At 65.3% G+C, this 17149-nt stretch carries 14 protein-coding genes; 7 read left to right on the forward strand and 7 right to left on the reverse strand.

Annotated elements, in window-relative coordinates:
- The first annotated feature begins 53 nt into the window (after positions 1-53).
- Both ACEN8U_RS15435 and ACEN8U_RS15440 read left to right on the forward strand, forming a co-directional pair.
- Positions 54-4757, forward strand: a complete 4704-nt coding sequence (locus ACEN8U_RS15435) for a glutamate synthase-related protein (protein WP_013589805.1) — start codon at positions 54-56, stop codon at positions 4755-4757.
- 126 nt (positions 4758-4883) lie between these two features.
- Positions 4884-6353 (forward strand): glutamate synthase subunit beta, encoded by a 1470-nt coding sequence (locus tag ACEN8U_RS15440; RefSeq protein WP_013589804.1) that lies wholly within the window; start codon positions 4884-4886, stop codon positions 6351-6353.
- Positions 6354-6501: 148 nt separating this feature from the next.
- Here ACEN8U_RS15440 and ACEN8U_RS15445 read toward each other — a convergent pair whose 3' ends face one another.
- On the reverse strand, positions 6502-7767 hold the full coding sequence (locus ACEN8U_RS15445) for a D-amino acid dehydrogenase (RefSeq protein WP_413658529.1): 1266 nt from the start codon (positions 7765-7767) through the stop codon (positions 6502-6504).
- 41 nt (positions 7768-7808) lie between these two features.
- Complete coding sequence (locus tag ACEN8U_RS15450; protein WP_015003896.1) at positions 7809-9068, reverse strand: MFS transporter; 1260 nt, start codon at positions 9066-9068, stop codon at positions 7809-7811.
- Between the two features lie 328 nt (positions 9069-9396).
- Between ACEN8U_RS15450 and ACEN8U_RS15455 the strand changes: the two genes are divergently transcribed.
- The gene (locus tag ACEN8U_RS15455; protein ID WP_148281811.1) at positions 9397-10347 is read left to right on the forward strand and encodes a tyrosine-protein phosphatase; all 951 of its coding nucleotides are present in this window, start codon (positions 9397-9399) and stop codon (positions 10345-10347) included.
- A gap of 211 nt (positions 10348-10558) precedes the next feature.
- Here the strand turns inward: ACEN8U_RS15455 and ACEN8U_RS15460 are convergent, their stop codons facing one another.
- Positions 10559-11869: an ATP-binding protein gene (locus tag ACEN8U_RS15460; RefSeq protein ID WP_041745815.1), complete on the reverse strand. Its 1311-nt coding sequence runs from the start codon at positions 11867-11869 to the stop codon at positions 10559-10561.
- Entirely contained in the window at positions 11866-12606 is a 741-nt protein-coding gene (locus tag ACEN8U_RS15465) for a response regulator (protein ID WP_013589799.1), read from the reverse strand. The genes ACEN8U_RS15460 and ACEN8U_RS15465 overlap by 4 nt, the downstream gene beginning before the upstream one ends.
- A 450-nt stretch (positions 12607-13056) precedes the next feature.
- Here ACEN8U_RS15465 and ACEN8U_RS15470 point away from each other — a divergent pair, with 450 nt between their 5' ends.
- The 4 genes from ACEN8U_RS15470 to ACEN8U_RS15485 all read left to right on the forward strand — a co-directional run bounded on the left by ACEN8U_RS15470 (position 13057) and on the right by ACEN8U_RS15485 (position 14954).
- Complete coding sequence (locus tag ACEN8U_RS15470; protein ID WP_041745810.1) at positions 13057-13248, forward strand: hypothetical protein; 192 nt, start codon at positions 13057-13059, stop codon at positions 13246-13248.
- Positions 13249-13263: 15 nt separating this feature from the next.
- The gene (locus tag ACEN8U_RS15475) at positions 13264-13461 is read left to right on the forward strand and encodes a DUF6726 family protein (protein WP_081588229.1); all 198 of its coding nucleotides are present in this window, start codon (positions 13264-13266) and stop codon (positions 13459-13461) included.
- Between the two features lie 3 nt (positions 13462-13464).
- Entirely contained in the window at positions 13465-14190 is a 726-nt protein-coding gene (locus ACEN8U_RS15480) for a hypothetical protein (RefSeq protein WP_015003892.1), read from the forward strand.
- Between the two features lie 92 nt (positions 14191-14282).
- On the forward strand, positions 14283-14954 hold the full coding sequence (locus ACEN8U_RS15485; RefSeq protein ID WP_310110848.1) for a flagellar basal body L-ring protein FlgH: 672 nt from the start codon (positions 14283-14285) through the stop codon (positions 14952-14954).
- Positions 14955-15033: 79 nt separating this feature from the next.
- Here ACEN8U_RS15485 and ACEN8U_RS15490 read toward each other — a convergent pair whose 3' ends face one another.
- The 3 genes from ACEN8U_RS15490 to ACEN8U_RS15500 form a co-directional block, all read right to left on the reverse strand.
- On the reverse strand, positions 15034-15777 hold the full coding sequence (locus tag ACEN8U_RS15490; RefSeq protein ID WP_015003890.1) for a response regulator: 744 nt from the start codon (positions 15775-15777) through the stop codon (positions 15034-15036).
- A gap of 89 nt (positions 15778-15866) precedes the next feature.
- Entirely contained in the window at positions 15867-16445 is a 579-nt protein-coding gene (locus ACEN8U_RS15495; RefSeq protein ID WP_015003889.1) for a hypothetical protein, read from the reverse strand.
- 173 nt (positions 16446-16618) lie between these two features.
- Positions 16619-17077 (reverse strand): hypothetical protein, encoded by a 459-nt coding sequence (locus ACEN8U_RS15500; protein WP_015003888.1) that lies wholly within the window; start codon positions 17075-17077, stop codon positions 16619-16621.
- Positions 17078-17149 lie beyond the last annotated feature (72 nt).

A 17149-nucleotide genomic window follows, 5' to 3' on the forward strand; every position in this document is an offset into this window, starting at 1 on the left:
CAAATAGAAAAACGGTTTAACGGCCTGTCCGGCCCCTCACAGACGGTGTCCCCATGAACGATCACCAGCAACCGGCTCATCCGGTTCCCGCCGCGCAAGGGTTGTACGACCCGCAAAACGAACACGACGCCTGCGGTGTCGGCTTCGTCGCTCATATCAAGGGCAAGAAAAGCCACGAGATCATCGAGCAGGGCCTCAAGATTCTCGAGAATCTCGACCACCGGGGCGCAGTCGGCGCCGATCCGTTGATGGGCGACGGCGCCGGCATCCTGATCCAGATTCCGGACGGCTTCTATCGCGAGGAAATGGCGAAGCAGGGCGTCACCCTGCCGCCGTTCGGCGAATACGGCGTCGGCATGGTGTTTCTGCCGAAGGAACACGCGTCGCGCCTCGCCTGCGAACAGGAACTCGAGCGCACGGTGAAGGCCGAAGGCCAGGTCGTGCTCGGCTGGCGCGACGTGCCGGTCGATCACACCATGCCGATCTCGCCCACCGTCAAGGCGAGCGAGCCGCTGATCCGCCAGATCTTCATCGGCCGCGGCAAGGACATCATGGTGACCGACGCGCTCGAGCGGAAGCTGTACGTGATCCGCAAGACCGCGAGCCACCGCATCCAGGCGCTCAAGCTCAAGCACGGCAAAGAATACTTCGTGCCGTCCATGTCGGCGCGCACGGTCGTCTACAAGGGCCTGCTGCTCGCGGGTCAGGTCGGCGTGTACTACCGCGACCTGCAGGACGAGCGCACCGTCTCGGCGCTCGCGCTCGTGCACCAGCGCTTTTCGACGAACACGTTCCCGGCGTGGGAACTGGCTCACCCGTACCGCATGATCGCCCACAACGGCGAAATCAACACGGTGAAGGGCAACGTCAACTGGCTGAACGCGCGTACCGGCGCGATCGCGTCGCACGTGCTCGGCGACGACCTGCCGAAGCTGTGGCCGCTCATCTACCCGGGCCAATCGGACACCGCCTCGTTCGACAACTGTCTCGAACTGCTGGTGATGGCCGGCTACCCGCTCGTTCACGCGATGATGATGATGATCCCGGAAGCCTGGGAACAGCACACGCTAATGGACGACAACCGCCGTGCGTTCTACGAATACCACGCCGCAATGATGGAGCCGTGGGACGGCCCCGCCGCGATTGCCTTCACGGACGGCCGGCAGATCGGCGCGACGCTCGACCGTAACGGCCTGCGTCCGGCGCGCTATATCGTCACGGACGACGACCTCGTCATCATGGCGTCGGAAGCGGGCACGCTGCCCATTCCCGAGTCGAAGATCGTCAAGAAGTGGCGTCTGCAGCCCGGCAAGATGTTCCTGATCGACATGGAGCACGGCCGCATCATCGACGACAAGGAACTGAAGGACAACCTCGCGAACGCCAAGCCGTACAAGAGCTGGATCGACGCCGTGCGCATCAAGCTCGACGAGATCGAGGCGAAGGCCGAAGACGTCGCGACGGAACGCCGCGAAGCCGCTGCACTGCTGGATCGCCAGCAGGCGTTCGGCTACACCCAGGAAGACCTCAAATTCCTGATGGCGCCGATGGCGCAAGCGGGTGAGGAAGCCGTCGGCTCCATGGGCAACGACTCGCCGCTCGCGGTCATGTCCAACAAGAACAAGACGCTCTACCACTACTTCAAGCAGCTGTTCGCGCAAGTGACGAACCCGCCGATCGACCCGATCCGCGAAAACATGGTGATGTCGCTCGTGTCGTTCATCGGGCCGAAGCCGAACCTGCTCGACACCAACAACATCAACCCGCCGATGCGTCTTGAAGTGTCGCAGCCCGTGCTCGACTTCAAGGACATCGCGAAGATCCGCGCGATCGATCAGTACACGGGCGGCAAGTTCAGCTCGTACGAACTGAACATCTGCTATCCGGTCGCGTGGGGCAAGGAAGGCATCGAGGCGCGCCTCGCGTCGCTGTGCGCGGAAGCCGTCGACGCGGTCAAGTCCGGCTACAACATGCTCATCGTGTCGGACCGCAAGACCGACCGCGACAACGTCGCGATTCCGGCGCTGCTCGCCACGGCCGCGATCCACACGCACCTCGTGCAGCAGGGCCTGCGCACGAGCACGGGTCTCGTCGTCGAAACGGGTTCCGCGCGTGAGACGCACCACTTCGCGCTGCTCGCGGGCTACGGCGCGGAAGCCGTGCACCCGTACCTCGCCATGGAGACGCTCGGCCAGCTGGCAGCGGGCCTGAAGGGCGACCTGTCGCCGGAGAAGGCGGTCTACAACTTCACGAAGGCGGTCGGCAAGGGCCTGCAGAAGGTCATGTCCAAGATGGGCATTTCGACCTACATGTCGTACACCGGCGCGCAGATTTTCGAAGCCGTCGGCCTCGCTGAAGACCTCGTGCAGAAGTACTTCAAGGGCACGTCGTCGAAGGTGGGCGGCATTGGTCTCTTCGACGTCGCCGAAGAAGCAATCCGTCTGCACCGCGACGCGTTCGGCGAGAACCCGGTTCTCGCGAACATGCTCGACGCGGGCGGCGAGTACGCGTACCGCGTGCGCGGCGAAGAACACATGTGGACGCCGGATGCGATCGCCAAGCTGCAGCACTCGGCGCGCAGCAATTCGTATCAGACGTACAAGGAATACGCCCACCTGATCAACGACCAGACGAAGCGTCACATGACGTTCCGCGGCCTGTTCGAGTTCAAGCTCGACCCGGCCCGCGCCATTCCGCTCGACGAAGTGGAACCGGCCAAGGAAATCGTCAAGCGTTTCGCCACCGGCGCCATGTCGCTCGGCTCGATCAGCACGGAAGCGCACGCCACGCTGGCGGTCGCGATGAACCGTATCGGCGGCAAGTCGAACACCGGCGAAGGCGGCGAGGACGAAAACCGCTATCGCAACGAACTGCGCGGCATTCCGATCAAAAACGGCGACACGATGAAGTCCGTGATCGGCGACGAAGTGATCGTCGACATTCCGTTGAAGGACGGCGATTCGCTGCGCTCGAAGATCAAGCAGGTCGCGTCCGGCCGCTTCGGCGTGACGGCGGAATATCTCGCCTCGGCCGATCAGATCCAGATCAAGATGGCGCAGGGCGCGAAGCCGGGCGAAGGCGGCCAGTTGCCGGGCCATAAGGTGTCCGAATACATCGGCAAGCTGCGTTACTCGGTGCCGGGCGTCGGCCTGATCTCGCCGCCGCCGCACCACGACATCTATTCGATCGAAGATCTGGCGCAGCTCATTCACGACCTGAAGAACGTGAATCCGAGTTCGAGCGTGTCGGTCAAGCTCGTGTCGGAGTCGGGCGTCGGCACGGTTGCCGCGGGTGTGGCCAAGGCCAAGGCCGATCACGTCGTGATCGCGGGTCACGACGGCGGCACCGGCGCGTCGCCGCTGTCGTCCATCAAGCACGCGGGCACGCCGTGGGAACTCGGCCTCGCGGAAACGCAGCAGACGCTCGTGCTGAACCAGCTGCGCGGCCGTATCCGCGTGCAGGCAGACGGTCAGATGAAGACCGGCCGCGACGTCGTGATCGGCGCGCTGCTCGGCGCGGACGAATTCGGCTTCGCGACGGCGCCGCTCGTGGTGGAAGGCTGCATCATGATGCGCAAGTGCCACCTGAACACGTGCCCGGTCGGCGTTGCGACGCAAGATCCGGTGCTGCGCGCGAAGTTCAAGGGTCAGCCGGAACACGTCGTGAACTTCTTCTTCTTCGTCGCCGAAGAAGCGCGCGAGATCATGGCGCAACTGGGCATCCGCAAGTTCGACGACCTGATCGGCCACGCCGAACTGCTCGACATGAAGAAGGGCATCGAGCACTGGAAGGCGAAGGGTCTCGACTTCTCGCGCGTGTTCTATCAGCCGCAAGTGCCGGCTGAAGTGGCGCGCAAGCACGTGGAAGAGCAGGATCACGGTCTCGACCGCGCGCTCGACCACACGCTGATCGAAAAGGCGAAAGCGGCCATCGAGAAGGGCGAGCACGTCTCGTTCATCCAGCCGGTGCGCAACGTCAACCGTACGGTCGGCGCCATGCTGTCCGGCACGATCGCGAAGAAGTACGGCCACGACGGCCTGCCCGACGACACCATCCACATCCAGCTGAAGGGCACCGCGGGCCAGAGCTTCGGCGCGTTCCTCGCGAAGGGCATCACGCTGGATCTGGTCGGCGACGGCAACGACTACGTCGGCAAGGGTTTGTCGGGCGGGCGCATCATCATTCGTCCCACGAACGATTTCCGCGGCAAGTCGGAAGAGAACATCATCTGCGGCAACACGGTGATGTACGGCGCGATCGAAGGCGAGTCGTTCTTCCGCGGCGTGGCGGGCGAGCGCTTCTGCGTGCGTAACTCCGGCGCGACGGCGGTTGTCGAAGGCACGGGCGACCACGGCTGCGAATACATGACGGGCGGCACCGTCGTCGTGCTCGGCGAAACCGGCCGTAACTTCGCGGCCGGCATGTCGGGCGGCGTGGCTTATGTGTACGACCCGGACAACACGTTCGCGGGCAAGTGCAACAAGTCGATGGTCGCGCTCGACCCGGTGTTGCAGCAGGCCGAACAGGAGCGCACGGTCGACCGCGGCCTGTGGCACGCGGGCACGACGGACGAAGCGCTGCTCAAGGGTCTCGTCGAGCGTCATTTCCAGTTCACGGGCTCGCCGCGTGCGAAAGCGCTGCTCGAAAACTGGGACGCGTCGCGCCGCCAATTCGTGAAGGTGTTCCCGACCGAATACAAGCGCGCGCTGGGCGAAATGGCAGCGAAGAAGGCGAACAAGGAAGTACTCGCCGCCTGATCGCCGAATTGTCGCCGACTGCTCCAGAACGGTAGACGTCACCTTTAGCCGTACCCGCCGCCGCTCGGCAAGCCGACGCGCGGCGGGTCCAGATTACCCCTAGATACAGATAGAGAAGAGAACCACATGGGCAAGGCAACCGGTTTTCTCGAGTTCGAGCGCCGCCACGAGGCGTACGAAGCTCCGCTCACGCGTGTGAAGCACTACAAGGAATTTGTCGCGGCCCTCACCGACGACGAAGCGAAGATTCAAGGCGCGCGTTGCATGGACTGCGGCATCCCGTTCTGCAACAACGGCTGCCCGGTGAACAACATCATCCCGGACTTCAACGACCTGGTGTTCCATCAGGACTGGAAGAACGCGATCGAAGTGCTGCACTCCACGAACAACTTCCCGGAGTTCACCGGCCGCATTTGTCCGGCGCCATGCGAAGCGGCATGCACGCTCGGCATCAATAACGACCCGGTCGGCATCAAGTCGATCGAACACGCGATCATCGACAAAGCCTGGGCCGAAGGCTGGGTTGCGCCGCAGCCGCCGAAGCACAAGACCGGCAAGAAGGTCGCCGTGGTCGGCTCCGGGCCCGCGGGCCTCGCCGTCGCGCAGCAACTCGCGCGCGCGGGCCACGAGGTGACGGTGTTCGAGAAGAACGACCGCATCGGCGGCCTGCTGCGTTACGGCATTCCCGACTTCAAGCTGGAGAAGTGGCTGATCGACCGCCGCATGCGCCAGATGGAAGCCGAAGGGGTGACGTTCCGCGCCAACGTGTTCGTCGGCAAGGAAGGTTCGCTGCCCGCGCACATCGGCAACACGGCGAAGGAGACCATCACGCCCGAGCAGTTGAAGGAAGACTTCGACGCCGTCGTGATCGCCGGCGGTTCGGAAACGCCGCGCGATCTGCCGGTGCCGGGCCGTGAGCTGGAAGGCATTCATTACGCGATGGAATTCCTGCCGCAGCAGAACAAGGTCAATGCCGGCGACAAGGTTCCGCACCAACTGGTCGCGAAGGGCAAGCACGTCGTCGTGATCGGCGGCGGCGATACGGGCTCGGACTGCGTGGGCACGTCGAACCGTCACGGCGCGAAGAGCGTCACGCAGTTCGAACTGCTGCCGCAGCCGCCGGAAGAGGAAAACAAGCCGCTCGTGTGGCCGTACTGGCCAATCAAGCTGCGCACGTCGTCGTCGCATGAGGAAGGCTGCTCGCGCGATTGGGCCGTGGCCACGAAGCGCCTGGAAGGCAAGAACGGCAAGGTCGAGAAGCTGATCGCCGCGCGCGTCGAATGGAAGGACGGCAAGATGGTCGAAGTGCCGGGCTCGGAATTCGAAATGAAGGCCGATCTCGTGCTGCTCGCCATGGGCTTCACGCAGCCGGTGTCGCCGGTGCTCGAGGCATTCGGCGTCGACAAGGACGCGCGCGGCAACGTGCGTGCTGCAACCGAAGGTGACAAGGCGTACTACACGTCGGTCGACAAGGTGTTCACGGCGGGCGACATGCGCCGCGGCCAGTCGCTCGTGGTGTGGGCGATCCGCGAAGGCCGTCAGTGCGCACGTTCGGTCGACGCGTACCTGATGGGCCATTCGGAACTGCCGCGCTAAGCGTCGTCGGCCGCCGGCCGGAGGGGGCAAGTGCCGGCCTGGCGTGACTCGCGAGCGGCACCCTCAAGGCGGTAAGAACAAAGCCGGGCACCTGCAAAGGTGACCCGGCTTTTTCACGTGCGTGGGTTGGCACTGGCGCGGCGGTCCGTCACTTCTCATATCGCGCCAACGTCAGCCCGTCGAGATCGATCTCCGGTTTGCGCTGCGTGATGAGATCGGCGACCACGCGGGCCGAGCCCATCGACATCGCCCAGCCGGTCGAGCCATGGCCGAGATTGAGCCACAGGTTGCCGATTCCCGACGGGCCGAGCAAGGGTGCGCCGTCGGGCGTCATCGGGCGGCGGCCTACCCAGAAATGCGCGGACGTGGGCGCCGCGGCGTGCGGAAACCAGTCGGCCAGCACTTTCATCAGCGTCTGCAAGGCCTGCTCGCGCAGCGTCGCGTGGCGGTTGCCGAGTTCCGCCGTGCCCGCCACGCGCAGGTTATTGCCGAAGCGCGTAATGGCTGTCTTGAGCGATTCGTCCATGAGCGCGGCGCGCGGCGCCTTTTCGTCGTCGATCACAGGCAGGGTCGCCGAGTAGCCTTTGACCGGATAAAGCGGCACCTTCACGCCGAGTGGCGCGAGCAGCGCCGCGCTGTCGACGCCCAGCGCCACGACCACGCTGTCCGCGGGCAGCGTTTGCGCGCCGCGCTCGCTTTGCACACGGACCGCGCGCACGGCGCCGCCTTCCACATCGAGCGAGGTGACGCGCGTGTCGAAGCAAAAGCGCACGCCATGGCGCTCGCAGATGGCGCGCAGCTCGCGCGTGAAGCGGGCGCAGTCGCCGGCTTCGTCGTCGGGAAGATGGACGCCCGACACCGGCGCCGCGCGCGCCCAGCGCAGCCCCGGCTCGATATCGACGCATTGCGCGGCGCTCACTTCCCGATACGCCATGCCCGCGTCGCGCAGCACGGCCAGCGCCGGTTGCGCGAGTTCGACGTCGTACTCGCTGCGAAAAAGCTGCAGATAACCCTGGCTGCGGCCGTAGTCGAACGGATGATAGTTGCGGAACTCGCGCAGGCACTCGCGGCTGTAGTAGGCGATTCGCTGCATGCGCTGCTTGTTGACGCGAAAACGTTCGAGCTCGCATTCGCGCAGCCAGCGCGCGATCCAGCGCCATTGCGCCGCGTCCAGAGTGGGGCGAAAGACCAGTGGCGATGCCGGCTTGAACAGGTATTTGAGAATCTTGGCCGGCATGCCGGGCGCCGCCCACGGCGTCACATAACCGGGCGCGATTACGCCCGCGTTGCCGAAGCTCGTGGCCAGCGCGACATCCGGTTCGCGCTCGATCAGCGTGACCTCGCAGCCTTGCTGGCGCAGATAGAAGGCGGTGGCGACGCCGATCACGCCGCCGCCGAGAACGATCGTTTTCATGTGCTTATCGGGCCATTCAGCGGCAAGCCGGAGTCGCGGTCTCAGGCGGCGGGGCGGGTCGCGCCGAGCACCTTGCCCTTCGTTTCGGGCAGGCACAGCGCGGCGACGATCACGAGCAGATAGCCCGAACCGGCGACAATCCCCATGGCCTTCACGAGCGACATGGTCTGCGAAAGCGTGCCGACGAGAATCGGGAAGAACGAGCCGAAGCCGCGCCCCAGGTTGTAGCAAAAGCCTTGGCCCGAGCCGCGAATCGCATTCGGATAAAGCTCCGAGAGATACGCGCCCACGCCCGCAAAAATCCCCTGCACGACGATGCCGAGCGGAAAACCGAGCGCGAGCATCATGCCGTTGGTGATCGGCAGCATGGTGTAGACCATGCCGAGCACGAACGAGCCCACCGCGAACAGGACGAACGACGCGCGCCGGCCGATCCTGTCGCACAGAATCGCACCGACGATATAGCCGGTGAACGAGCCGGCGATCAGCACGATCAGATAGCCGCTCGTGTTGAATACCGACAGATGGCGCACGGTCTTCAGATAAGTCGGCAGCCACGTCGTGATCGCGTAATAGCCGCCGAGCATGCCGGTGCACAGCGCGCTGCCGAGCAGCGTGGTACGCAAATGGGGCAGCGAGAAGATCTGCAGGAAATGCGCAGTCTCGACGCCGCTTTCCCGCGCGCGGCGCGTCTGCAGGTAGATATCCGGGTCGCTGACATTGTGGCGAATGTAGATGATCCACGCGGCGGGCAGCAGGCCGATCCAGAAACACGCGCGCCACGCGTACTGTTCGGGGAGCAAGGCGAAGAATGCCCAGTAAATGATGGCCGCCGCCGCCCAGCCGAACGACCAGCTGCTTTGCACCGTGCCCACCGCCTTCGCGCGATGCTGCGGCGAGCGTATGGTCTCCGCCATCATGATCGTCACGACCGACCATTCACCGCCGAAGCCGATGCCTTGCAACGTGCGCGTGGCGAGCAGTTGCCAGAACGAATGCGTGAAACCCGACAGGAAGGTGAACAGCGCGAACGTCGCGATCGTCCATTGCAGCACGCGGATGCGGCCATAACGATCGGCCAGAATGCCGGCCAGCCAGCCGCCGAGCGCCGACGAAATCAGCGAGCTCGTCGCGATCATGCCCGCTTCGCTTTTGCTCATGCCCCACGTCGCGATCAGCGTCGGAATGAGGAACGAGTAGATCATGAAGTCGAACGCGTCGACCGCATAGCCGCCGAAACCGGCGTACAGGGTGCGGCGTTCCCGCTGCGTCAGTTCGGTGAACCATTGGAGAGAGGGCATGTTTGTTGTGTTCTCCTCGCTTTTCTTGTGTGCCGGCGGCTTGTGGGCAGTGTTTCTATTCTACGGGGACGAGGCGTCATGCGACCACGTGGGGTCAAAATTGGCATCAGGTCGGCAGTAAGCGGTAAGCAGCCGATAACACAGAATATGCGGATTGCAACCCGCATACTGGGAAGGCCGGCGCGACACGGAAAAGCCGTGCAAAAACATTGCTTACGAACTAATACGCCGTAACCAAAACAATTATTGAAAACGTTAAACTGCGCCCGCAGCGCATAGGCTGCACATTATTGACTCATGCTTTGCGCCTGCCACGTCGACCCGCCTGATGCCCGCCACCGCGAAAACCTGCCCGGCGCCTCGCCGCTACTTTATGCCCATGGACCTGCGCGGGGAGCCGCTCACACTCGCGGCATGCCCGTCGCGACGGACATTTCTGAAGCGCTCGGCCAGCGTGCTGCTGGTGTCCGGCGTGAGCAGCTCGCTGCTTTCGGCATGCGGCGGCGGCAATCTCGACGATGAGCAGGGCGAGACGCCGCGGCTTGCGTCGGTCGACAATTTTCGCGACGTCGCGGGCGCCGCGGCCGGCTATCCGACTGTCGACGGCAAGAAGATGCGCCGCGGCGCCTTTTTCCGCGCGAATGTGCTGACGCTCAGCGTGGCCGATCAGACTGAAATGGAGAGACTCGGCATCGCGAGCGTTTTCGATCTGCGCACGCCCGGCGAGATCGAGCGGACGGCCGACATGCTGCCGCGCGGCGCGGTTTCGCAAAGGCTCGACGTGCTGGGCGTGCGCGACTTCGTGCCGCCCGCTGTCAATTCGGCGGCCGACGCCGTCGCGTTCATGGAGTCGCAGGCGCGCGGCTATGTCACCGGCGCCGCACAGCGGGCGAGCTTCGGCGCGCTGCTGCGTCAGCTCGCCGACGGCACCGGCGCGCAGCTTTTCCATTCCAATGCGGGAAAGGATCGCGCGGGCTGGGTCGCGGCGCTGCTGCAAAGCATTGCCAACGTGCCGCTCGACGTCATCATGCAGGACTACCTGCTCAGCAACGTGTATCGCGCGCAGGCCATCCGGTCGCTGAGGGAAACATTGCGCGCGCAGGACGGCGACGCGCTCGCGGCAATCCAGGAGCCTTTGCTCGGCGTGCAGGAAAGTTTTCTGCAGGCGGGCTTCGATCAGGTTCAGGCTAGCTACGGCACGATGACGCGTTATCTGACGGAAGGCCTGGGCGTATCGGACTCCACCATCGAGAGCTTGCGCAGTCGGCTCGTGGTCTGACGCGCGGGCCAAACCCGTGGGCCAAACCCGCGGGCAAAAAAAATCCGCCCCCAGATAAGCGGGCGGACTGAGAAGGGCGGCATCGAGGTTGCCGGGGGCCACTATAAGACCGCCGGCCATGCGGTAGCGCATTCGGTAAGGCGGAGTAAGCGCACCTCGGCGGCGTCGGTGAGCCGCGCCTGTGATAGGCGTGATCGGCGCGATCGGCGTCTTACGCGCACGCCGCCTCGACCGGCAACTCGATACACACTACCAGACCGCCCTCGGCGTGATTGCGGACGTGACAACGTCCTCCGCGGTCGTTCGCAAGACGCGCCACGATTGCGAGGCCGAGGCCGCAATGGCCCTCGCCGCCGCGCGCGGCATCGAGTCTCACAAACGGTTTCATCGCGGCGGCAATGCGGTCGTCGGGAATGCCCGCACCGTGGTCGCGCACGCTGATGGTCCAATGTTCCCCGTTGCGCGCAGTGGCGATGTCGACGGGCGGCGCGCCGTGTTCCAGCGCGTTATCGACGAGGTTGGTCACGAGCCGGTCGAGCAGCGTGCGCGGCAGCGTGAACGACGGCCCGGCACGCAAATCCAGCGCGAAGAGCGCGGTTTCGCCGGCGCGGTCGTCCGGCGCTTCGTCGGGATTGGCGCTCGCGCTGTCACTGTCGGAGAACTGCTCGCGCAGGAATTCGTCGACTTCGACCGGCGGCCCGGCATCGGCCGATTGGCCGGCGAATTCCAGAAACTGCTGGACGATGTTGGTGAGCGAATCCACGTCCCGAATCAGGCCGGCGCGCTCGCTTTCCGCCACCAGCACGCTCGCCCGCAGCTTCAGGCGCGTGAGCGGCGCTTTCAGGTCGTGCGCGACGCCGGCCAGCATGACGGCCTCATCGTCGCCGGCTTCGTTCAGGCGCCGCATCATGTCGTTGAACGAGCCGATCAGATCGCGCAGTTCGCGCGGCCCTTGCACCGTCACCGGCTCCGGACGGCCGCCCGAGCCGAAAGCGCGCGCCGCCTCTGCGACGCGCGAAAGGGGGCGCTGCATCTGCCACACGGCGAAGAGCGACAGGATCAGCGCGGCGGCCAGCATCGAAATCGCTTCGATCAGAAAGCGCGGCGGCGGCGGCAAGTCGACCGGCAGCACGACCCAGTTGGACTTGCCCGGAAACAGCACCCACAGCTGCGGCGGATGCAGATCGTCGACGGCGATCTGGGTGCCCGGCGGCAGCGTCTCCCGCAGATGCCGGGTCAACTGCACGACCAGATGTTCCGTGGGTTCACGCAGATGGACGCTCGGCGGCATGTTCCAGGTCGGAACCAGATGCACGCGCATGGCGGGCGCGAGCGCGGCGCCCTTGATCGGCTCGCCGTTGACGGCCTGCAAGGCCAGCACGACGCCGCGCGCAAAGCCGTCGATTTCATGCCGCGGCGGCTGCATGACCACGAGCACGAACCAGCCGGCCTGAATTGCCAATAGCACCGCCGTCGAAAGCAACGCCATTCTGCCGAATAGCGTGTTCAGCGGGTTTCTCATGCGTTCGAGGCGGCCTCGTCGGAGAACGGCGTGCCGTCGGCATCGGGTACGAAGACATAGCCTTTGCCGCGCACGGTCTGCACATAGCACGGATTGGACGGATCGTCCTCGATCACGCGGCGCAGGCGCCAGATCGGCACGTCGAGGCTGCGGTCGCGAAAGGCGAGGTTGTCGCGATGCACGAGGTCGTGAATCAGCACGCGCGACAACACCTTATACGGATGGTTGACGAAGATCTTCAGCAGCGCGAACTCGCTGTCGCGCAGCGGCAGCTTGCTATCGGCGCGCGACAGCGAACGCGTGGCGAAGTCCAGTTCGAATGGGCCGAAGCGGTACGGCTTGCGGGCCTCGGGCGCGCTCGTGGTCGACGGGCCGCGGCGGCGCAGCACCGTGTGAATGCGTGCGAGCAGTTCGCGCGGATCGAAGGGCTTGGTCAGGTAGTCGTCCGCGCCGAGCGAAAGCCCGACAATGCGGTCGGCCACCGTGCCGCGCGCCGTCACGAAGATCACCGGAATGTCGTCGCCGGCGGCGCGCAGCGCGGTGAGCGCGCGCAGACCGTCGGTGTTCGGCATCATGATGTCGAGCACGACGACCGACGGCCGTTCGCGCTCGAGCCGGCGTTGGAGATGCGTGCCGTCATGCAGCACGGACGCGTCGAAGCCGTTCGACTGCAAGAACTTGCAAAGCAGATCGCGTACGACCGGATCGTCGTCGACGATAAGGACCTGTGGATTCATGGCGAAATTCTAGACTGCCGCGCGCCTCGCGCGCGCGGCGTGCGGCCGGCAGTTTGCTTACCAATGCTTACCCGATGACATGCCGATCCGGCCGAAAAGCGGCGCGAATCCGGTCTATGTACGCGTAAGGCTCGTCACCCAAGGTTCACAGCATATTGCACAGCGGTCCTGTGCGGCAACGCACGGGACCGTGCGAAATCGCCTCGAGGCGGCGCGCGCGGCGTTTCCGGAAACAATCTGGATGCTTAAGGAAGTGCTGGAAACCGCTCGCAATGGGTCGTAAGAACCGCCGGAAAGCGCGCTTTTCTTCGTGCATCGGCGAGGCGCGCGCGGCGGGATGATTCGTCCTGCGATACGTCGCGTCGCACGCCGGCAGCGCCTTGAGCGCTCGCCGGTCCGCGCGGCGCACGACCGGCATCCCGCCCAACCCAGTGCCATGCGAGGCTCATCATGACAGTTCCCAGCAACCTCAATTCCACCAGGTTTTCTTCCATTGCGCCCGCGAGGCCGGCCGAAAAACCGGCGTCGTCCGGCAGTTCCGCGGGGGCCGGCGGCACCGCGCAAAGCAAGGGCGCCGGGACGCAGGCGCAGCCGTCGCTGCCTGCGGGCCTCGTCGGCCATCACGTCAACACCACCGCCTGATCTGGCGAGGCGCGCGTGTCGACTTCGAAACTTTGCAGGCGCGTGGTTCGCGCCACCGCGTGGCTCGCGCTCGGCGCGGCGTTGCTGCCGCTCGACGGCTGCGCCGTGGCCGCGCTGCCATGCCGGCTCACGTCGGCTACGCTGAAAATCATCCCGGTCGTCGGCCATGCGGCGGCCACCCCGTTCGACATGTGTTCATCCGCGATCGACTGAGTCATGACACCCAAACGGATTGCCCTTGCGTTCGCGCTGCTGTGCGGCATGTTCCCGCTGACCGTGCCGGCACAGCCGGCGGCGCGCGATGCAGGCGCGCCGGCTTCGGCCACGAGAGAAGCTGCCGCCGACGCGCGCCGGCGCGCGCAGGAGACGCCGTTTGCATTCCGCGGCATTGCGCTTGGCATCACGCTCGACGAATTCCGCGCCGGTTCGAAGGTGCGGGCGACGCCGCTCGGCAGCGTGCCGGTCTGCGAGACGGACGTGCAGGCGGGCGCGCTCGGCATGCGGCTCAAGTCGCGCGACAGCCTGACGGTCGCCTGCCGCTGGGCGCATCGGGACGACAGCGGGTGGGCGCTCTCGCAAGCGGTGGTCGACGGTGCGCCGGCGGCCGAACATGTGCTGCGTTTCGCGCGCATGGAAGGCCAGGGCGAGGGCCGAAGCGCGCTGCGGCTCTACGAGATTTCCTTCGTGATCGACGAGGTCACCGCCGAGGACTTGCGCGACGCGCTCGCGGAGCGCTATGGCCCGCCGCGTCACGCGACGCAGAACGTGTCGTCGCCCGGCGCGCTGCCGGTCTATGTGTGGGAAAACGCGGTCAGTTCGATCACGCTGTGTTTCCTGCCGGGCACGCGCAACGGCACGCTGACTTATCTGCTGAAGGGCTCCGACGCGTGGGTCAAGTCGGTCGTACGGCAATGGCAGGCGAGCGATGCGGAAGCCGGTTGATGTGAGGTGACGCGCATGCTCGGTCCGCCATGAGTGGGCGGCCGGTCGAGCCTGAACTCGTTTCGGACACCTTGAGACCTGGGAGTACAACAATGCTTACGTCACGTTTTTCCGCCGCGGTGTGCGTGGCGGCAGCCTGTCTATCCGCTTGCGCCAGCACACAGAAGTCGATTGTCGACACGCCGATGGCGCCACCGCTCGTGTCCGCGCCGCTGAACGTCAACACGCAGGGCGCGATCTATCAGGCCGGCACGCTCATGGTGCTGTACGAGACGCCGCGCGCGCAGCATATCGGCGACGTGCTGACCATCCGGCTGTCGGAATCGTACAGCGGCAACAACAGTTCGACGGCGGCGGCGAGCCGCGCGAGCAGCATTACCGCGGACGCGGCGGACAAGTCGACCGGCGCGGCCGCGCGGCTCGCGAGGCTGTTCAACATCGGCTCGGCGAGCACGGAGTTCAAAGGGCAGGGCAGCCTCACCGACGTGAGCGGCATGAACGGCACGCTGGCTGTCACCGTGATCGGCACCATGCCCTCGGGCAATCTCGTCGTGTCCGGCGAAAAGGTGATTTCGATGAGTGGTAACCGCGACCGGCTGCGGCTATCGGGCGTCGTCAATCCTAAGGACATCGAAGCAGGCAACTACGTTGCGTCGAGCAAGGTCGCGAATGCGCGCATCGAGCAGGCCGGCACCGGCATGATCTCCGACGCGACGACCATGGGTTGGCTGCAGAGAATGTTCCTGAGCGTGCTGACGTTCTGACGCGCAGGATCGCGCCGCGTCATGTCGGCGCGCGCGCTGCGCGGCCCGCGCCGCCCCGCCGAACCGGCGCCCGCGGTACTTACTCCGCAAGCGAGGCCGGTCCGCGTTCCGCCGCACCGATTTCGCCGTCCGGCACGAACACGTAGCCGCGTCCCCACACGGTTTGCACGTAGCGCGGTTCGGACGGATCGACCTCGATTAGCCGGCGCAATCGCCAGATCGACACATCCAGACTGCGGTTGCGATGCGTGTCGCTATTGCCGTGCAGTTTTTCGAGCAGTTGCGCGCGCGTGAGCACGGTCATCGCGTGGGTGACGAACACTTTCAGCATCGCGAATTCGCTTGAACGCAGCGTAATGCGCTCGCCGTCGCGGCGCAATTCGCGCGCCGGGAAGTTGACTTCGAAGCGGCCAAAACGATACGGCGCGCGCTGCTCGGGCGCGCTCGGCGCAACCGAGCCGCGCCGCCGCAGCACTGTGCGGATGCGCGCGACGAGTTCGCTCGGTTCGAACGGCTTGCCGAGATAATCGTCGGCGCCGAGTTCGAGGCCGATGACGCGATCGATCGGATCGGCGCGCGCCGTGAGAAGAATCACGGGAATGTCGTCGCCCGCCACGCGCAACGCGCGCAGCGCACTGATGCCGTCGAGCTCGGGCATCATGATGTCGAGCACGACGAGCGCGGGACGTTCGTCCTGGAGCTTGCGCTGCAGCGCCATGCCATGTTCGAGCGTGGCAACCTTGAAGCCGCGCCCTTCGAGATATTGGCTGACGAGCTCGCGTACGACGGGGTCGTCGTCGACGACCAGAATGGATGGGTTCATTCAGGTCATCTTAGTGATCCGCGCGGGCGCAGCAAAGCGGCTAACGCTTTCCAATACTTTCTCGCGTAAGACAAAGCAAGGGCGCGAGGCTAATTGATCTGCGAGGTCTGAATGGTCTGCAGCGTCCGGCGGCCAAAATCTGTCTGGTCGATCACCATCCTGTCGATCAGTCCGTTGAGTTTGGTGGACGCGGAGGAAAAGCGGTCGGTGTTCAGGCCGCCCGTCTGATAGCGCGCGGTGACGAGAACGCGGCCGTTCTGCACGAGCGTCAGATCGATGATGGACAGATACTGGATTGCGTCGTCGCTGAACGAGCGGCGGCCGTAGTCGATGGCGGCGTTGTACACGAGGCGCGCCTCGCATCCGGCCGGCGAGGTGCCCGGATTGTAGACGTCCGAACGAATGCCGTGGCGGTCGAGCGCGAGTTGCAGCGCCGGCACGAAATCGCCGACCGACACCGCAGTGTTGACCTCGATGCACACGTGGCGCACATCCGCGGGACGGCCGCTCACAAAAGTCGGCGACGAATAGTTCGCCGCGATGGCGTAGCCCGCCTGGATCACGGAGCCGGTGGCGTCGGCTGCCTGGATCAGGGTCCACGCGCAGCCGTTCAGTCCCATCGTGAGCGTCGTGCACGCCACAAGCCGCGCGCCCGGCCGCCGCAACATGACCCACGCCGCACGGGGAGCGTGCGCGAATGCGTTAGCGCGTATGCAAGGCAGGAAGGTCATGATGCAGGGCGAGATGCGATGAAGGCCAACAACGGACGGCGACTGAGCGGCGCGAAAGCAGCGGCGGGCGCATCGTCACCATCGTCAAGATTGTTGCGCAGTGCCTGCGCTCAGCGCGTGACGCGCAGGCGCAACTCGTTTTGCCCTTGCACGCTCGCGCTCACGTTCACACGGCGCGCGGCGGTGGTCACGATGAAGTGCTGGCGCGTCGGCGTGTTGACGTCGTGCACGACATTCGGAAAGCACGCGGCGATATCGGCGCCGATTTCTTCGAGCGGATCGTTGACGACGCCGTCGGCCTGCCAGTGCGCGCGCCAGTGGCAGTCGTAGGCATGCGCGTTGGCGCGGCAATCTTCAGTGCTTTCGACGCCCGGCAATTGTGCGGCCGGTTGTGCATGCAGTTGCTTGAAGTCGGATGCTTCGACGATGTGCTTGAGCGCGGGGCAGACGTCGGCGGGTTCATTCGGCGGCGTGGTTTGCGCTGCGTGCGCGGCGCCAGCGAGCAGCATGGCTGCGCCGAGAGCGAGCCCGAGGCGGTGAAGCGGAGAAGAACGGCGATCGAGTGACATGAGCGGGAGTCCGTTAGCAGTGGAGAGCGTGCGAGCCGCGGGGACGGCGCGCACGACTATCGTCGCTCTTTC

It is taken from the genome of Paraburkholderia phenoliruptrix (genome assembly GCF_047325075.1).
In the GTDB taxonomy this organism is placed as follows: Bacteria; Pseudomonadota; Gammaproteobacteria; order Burkholderiales; family Burkholderiaceae; genus Paraburkholderia; species Paraburkholderia phenoliruptrix.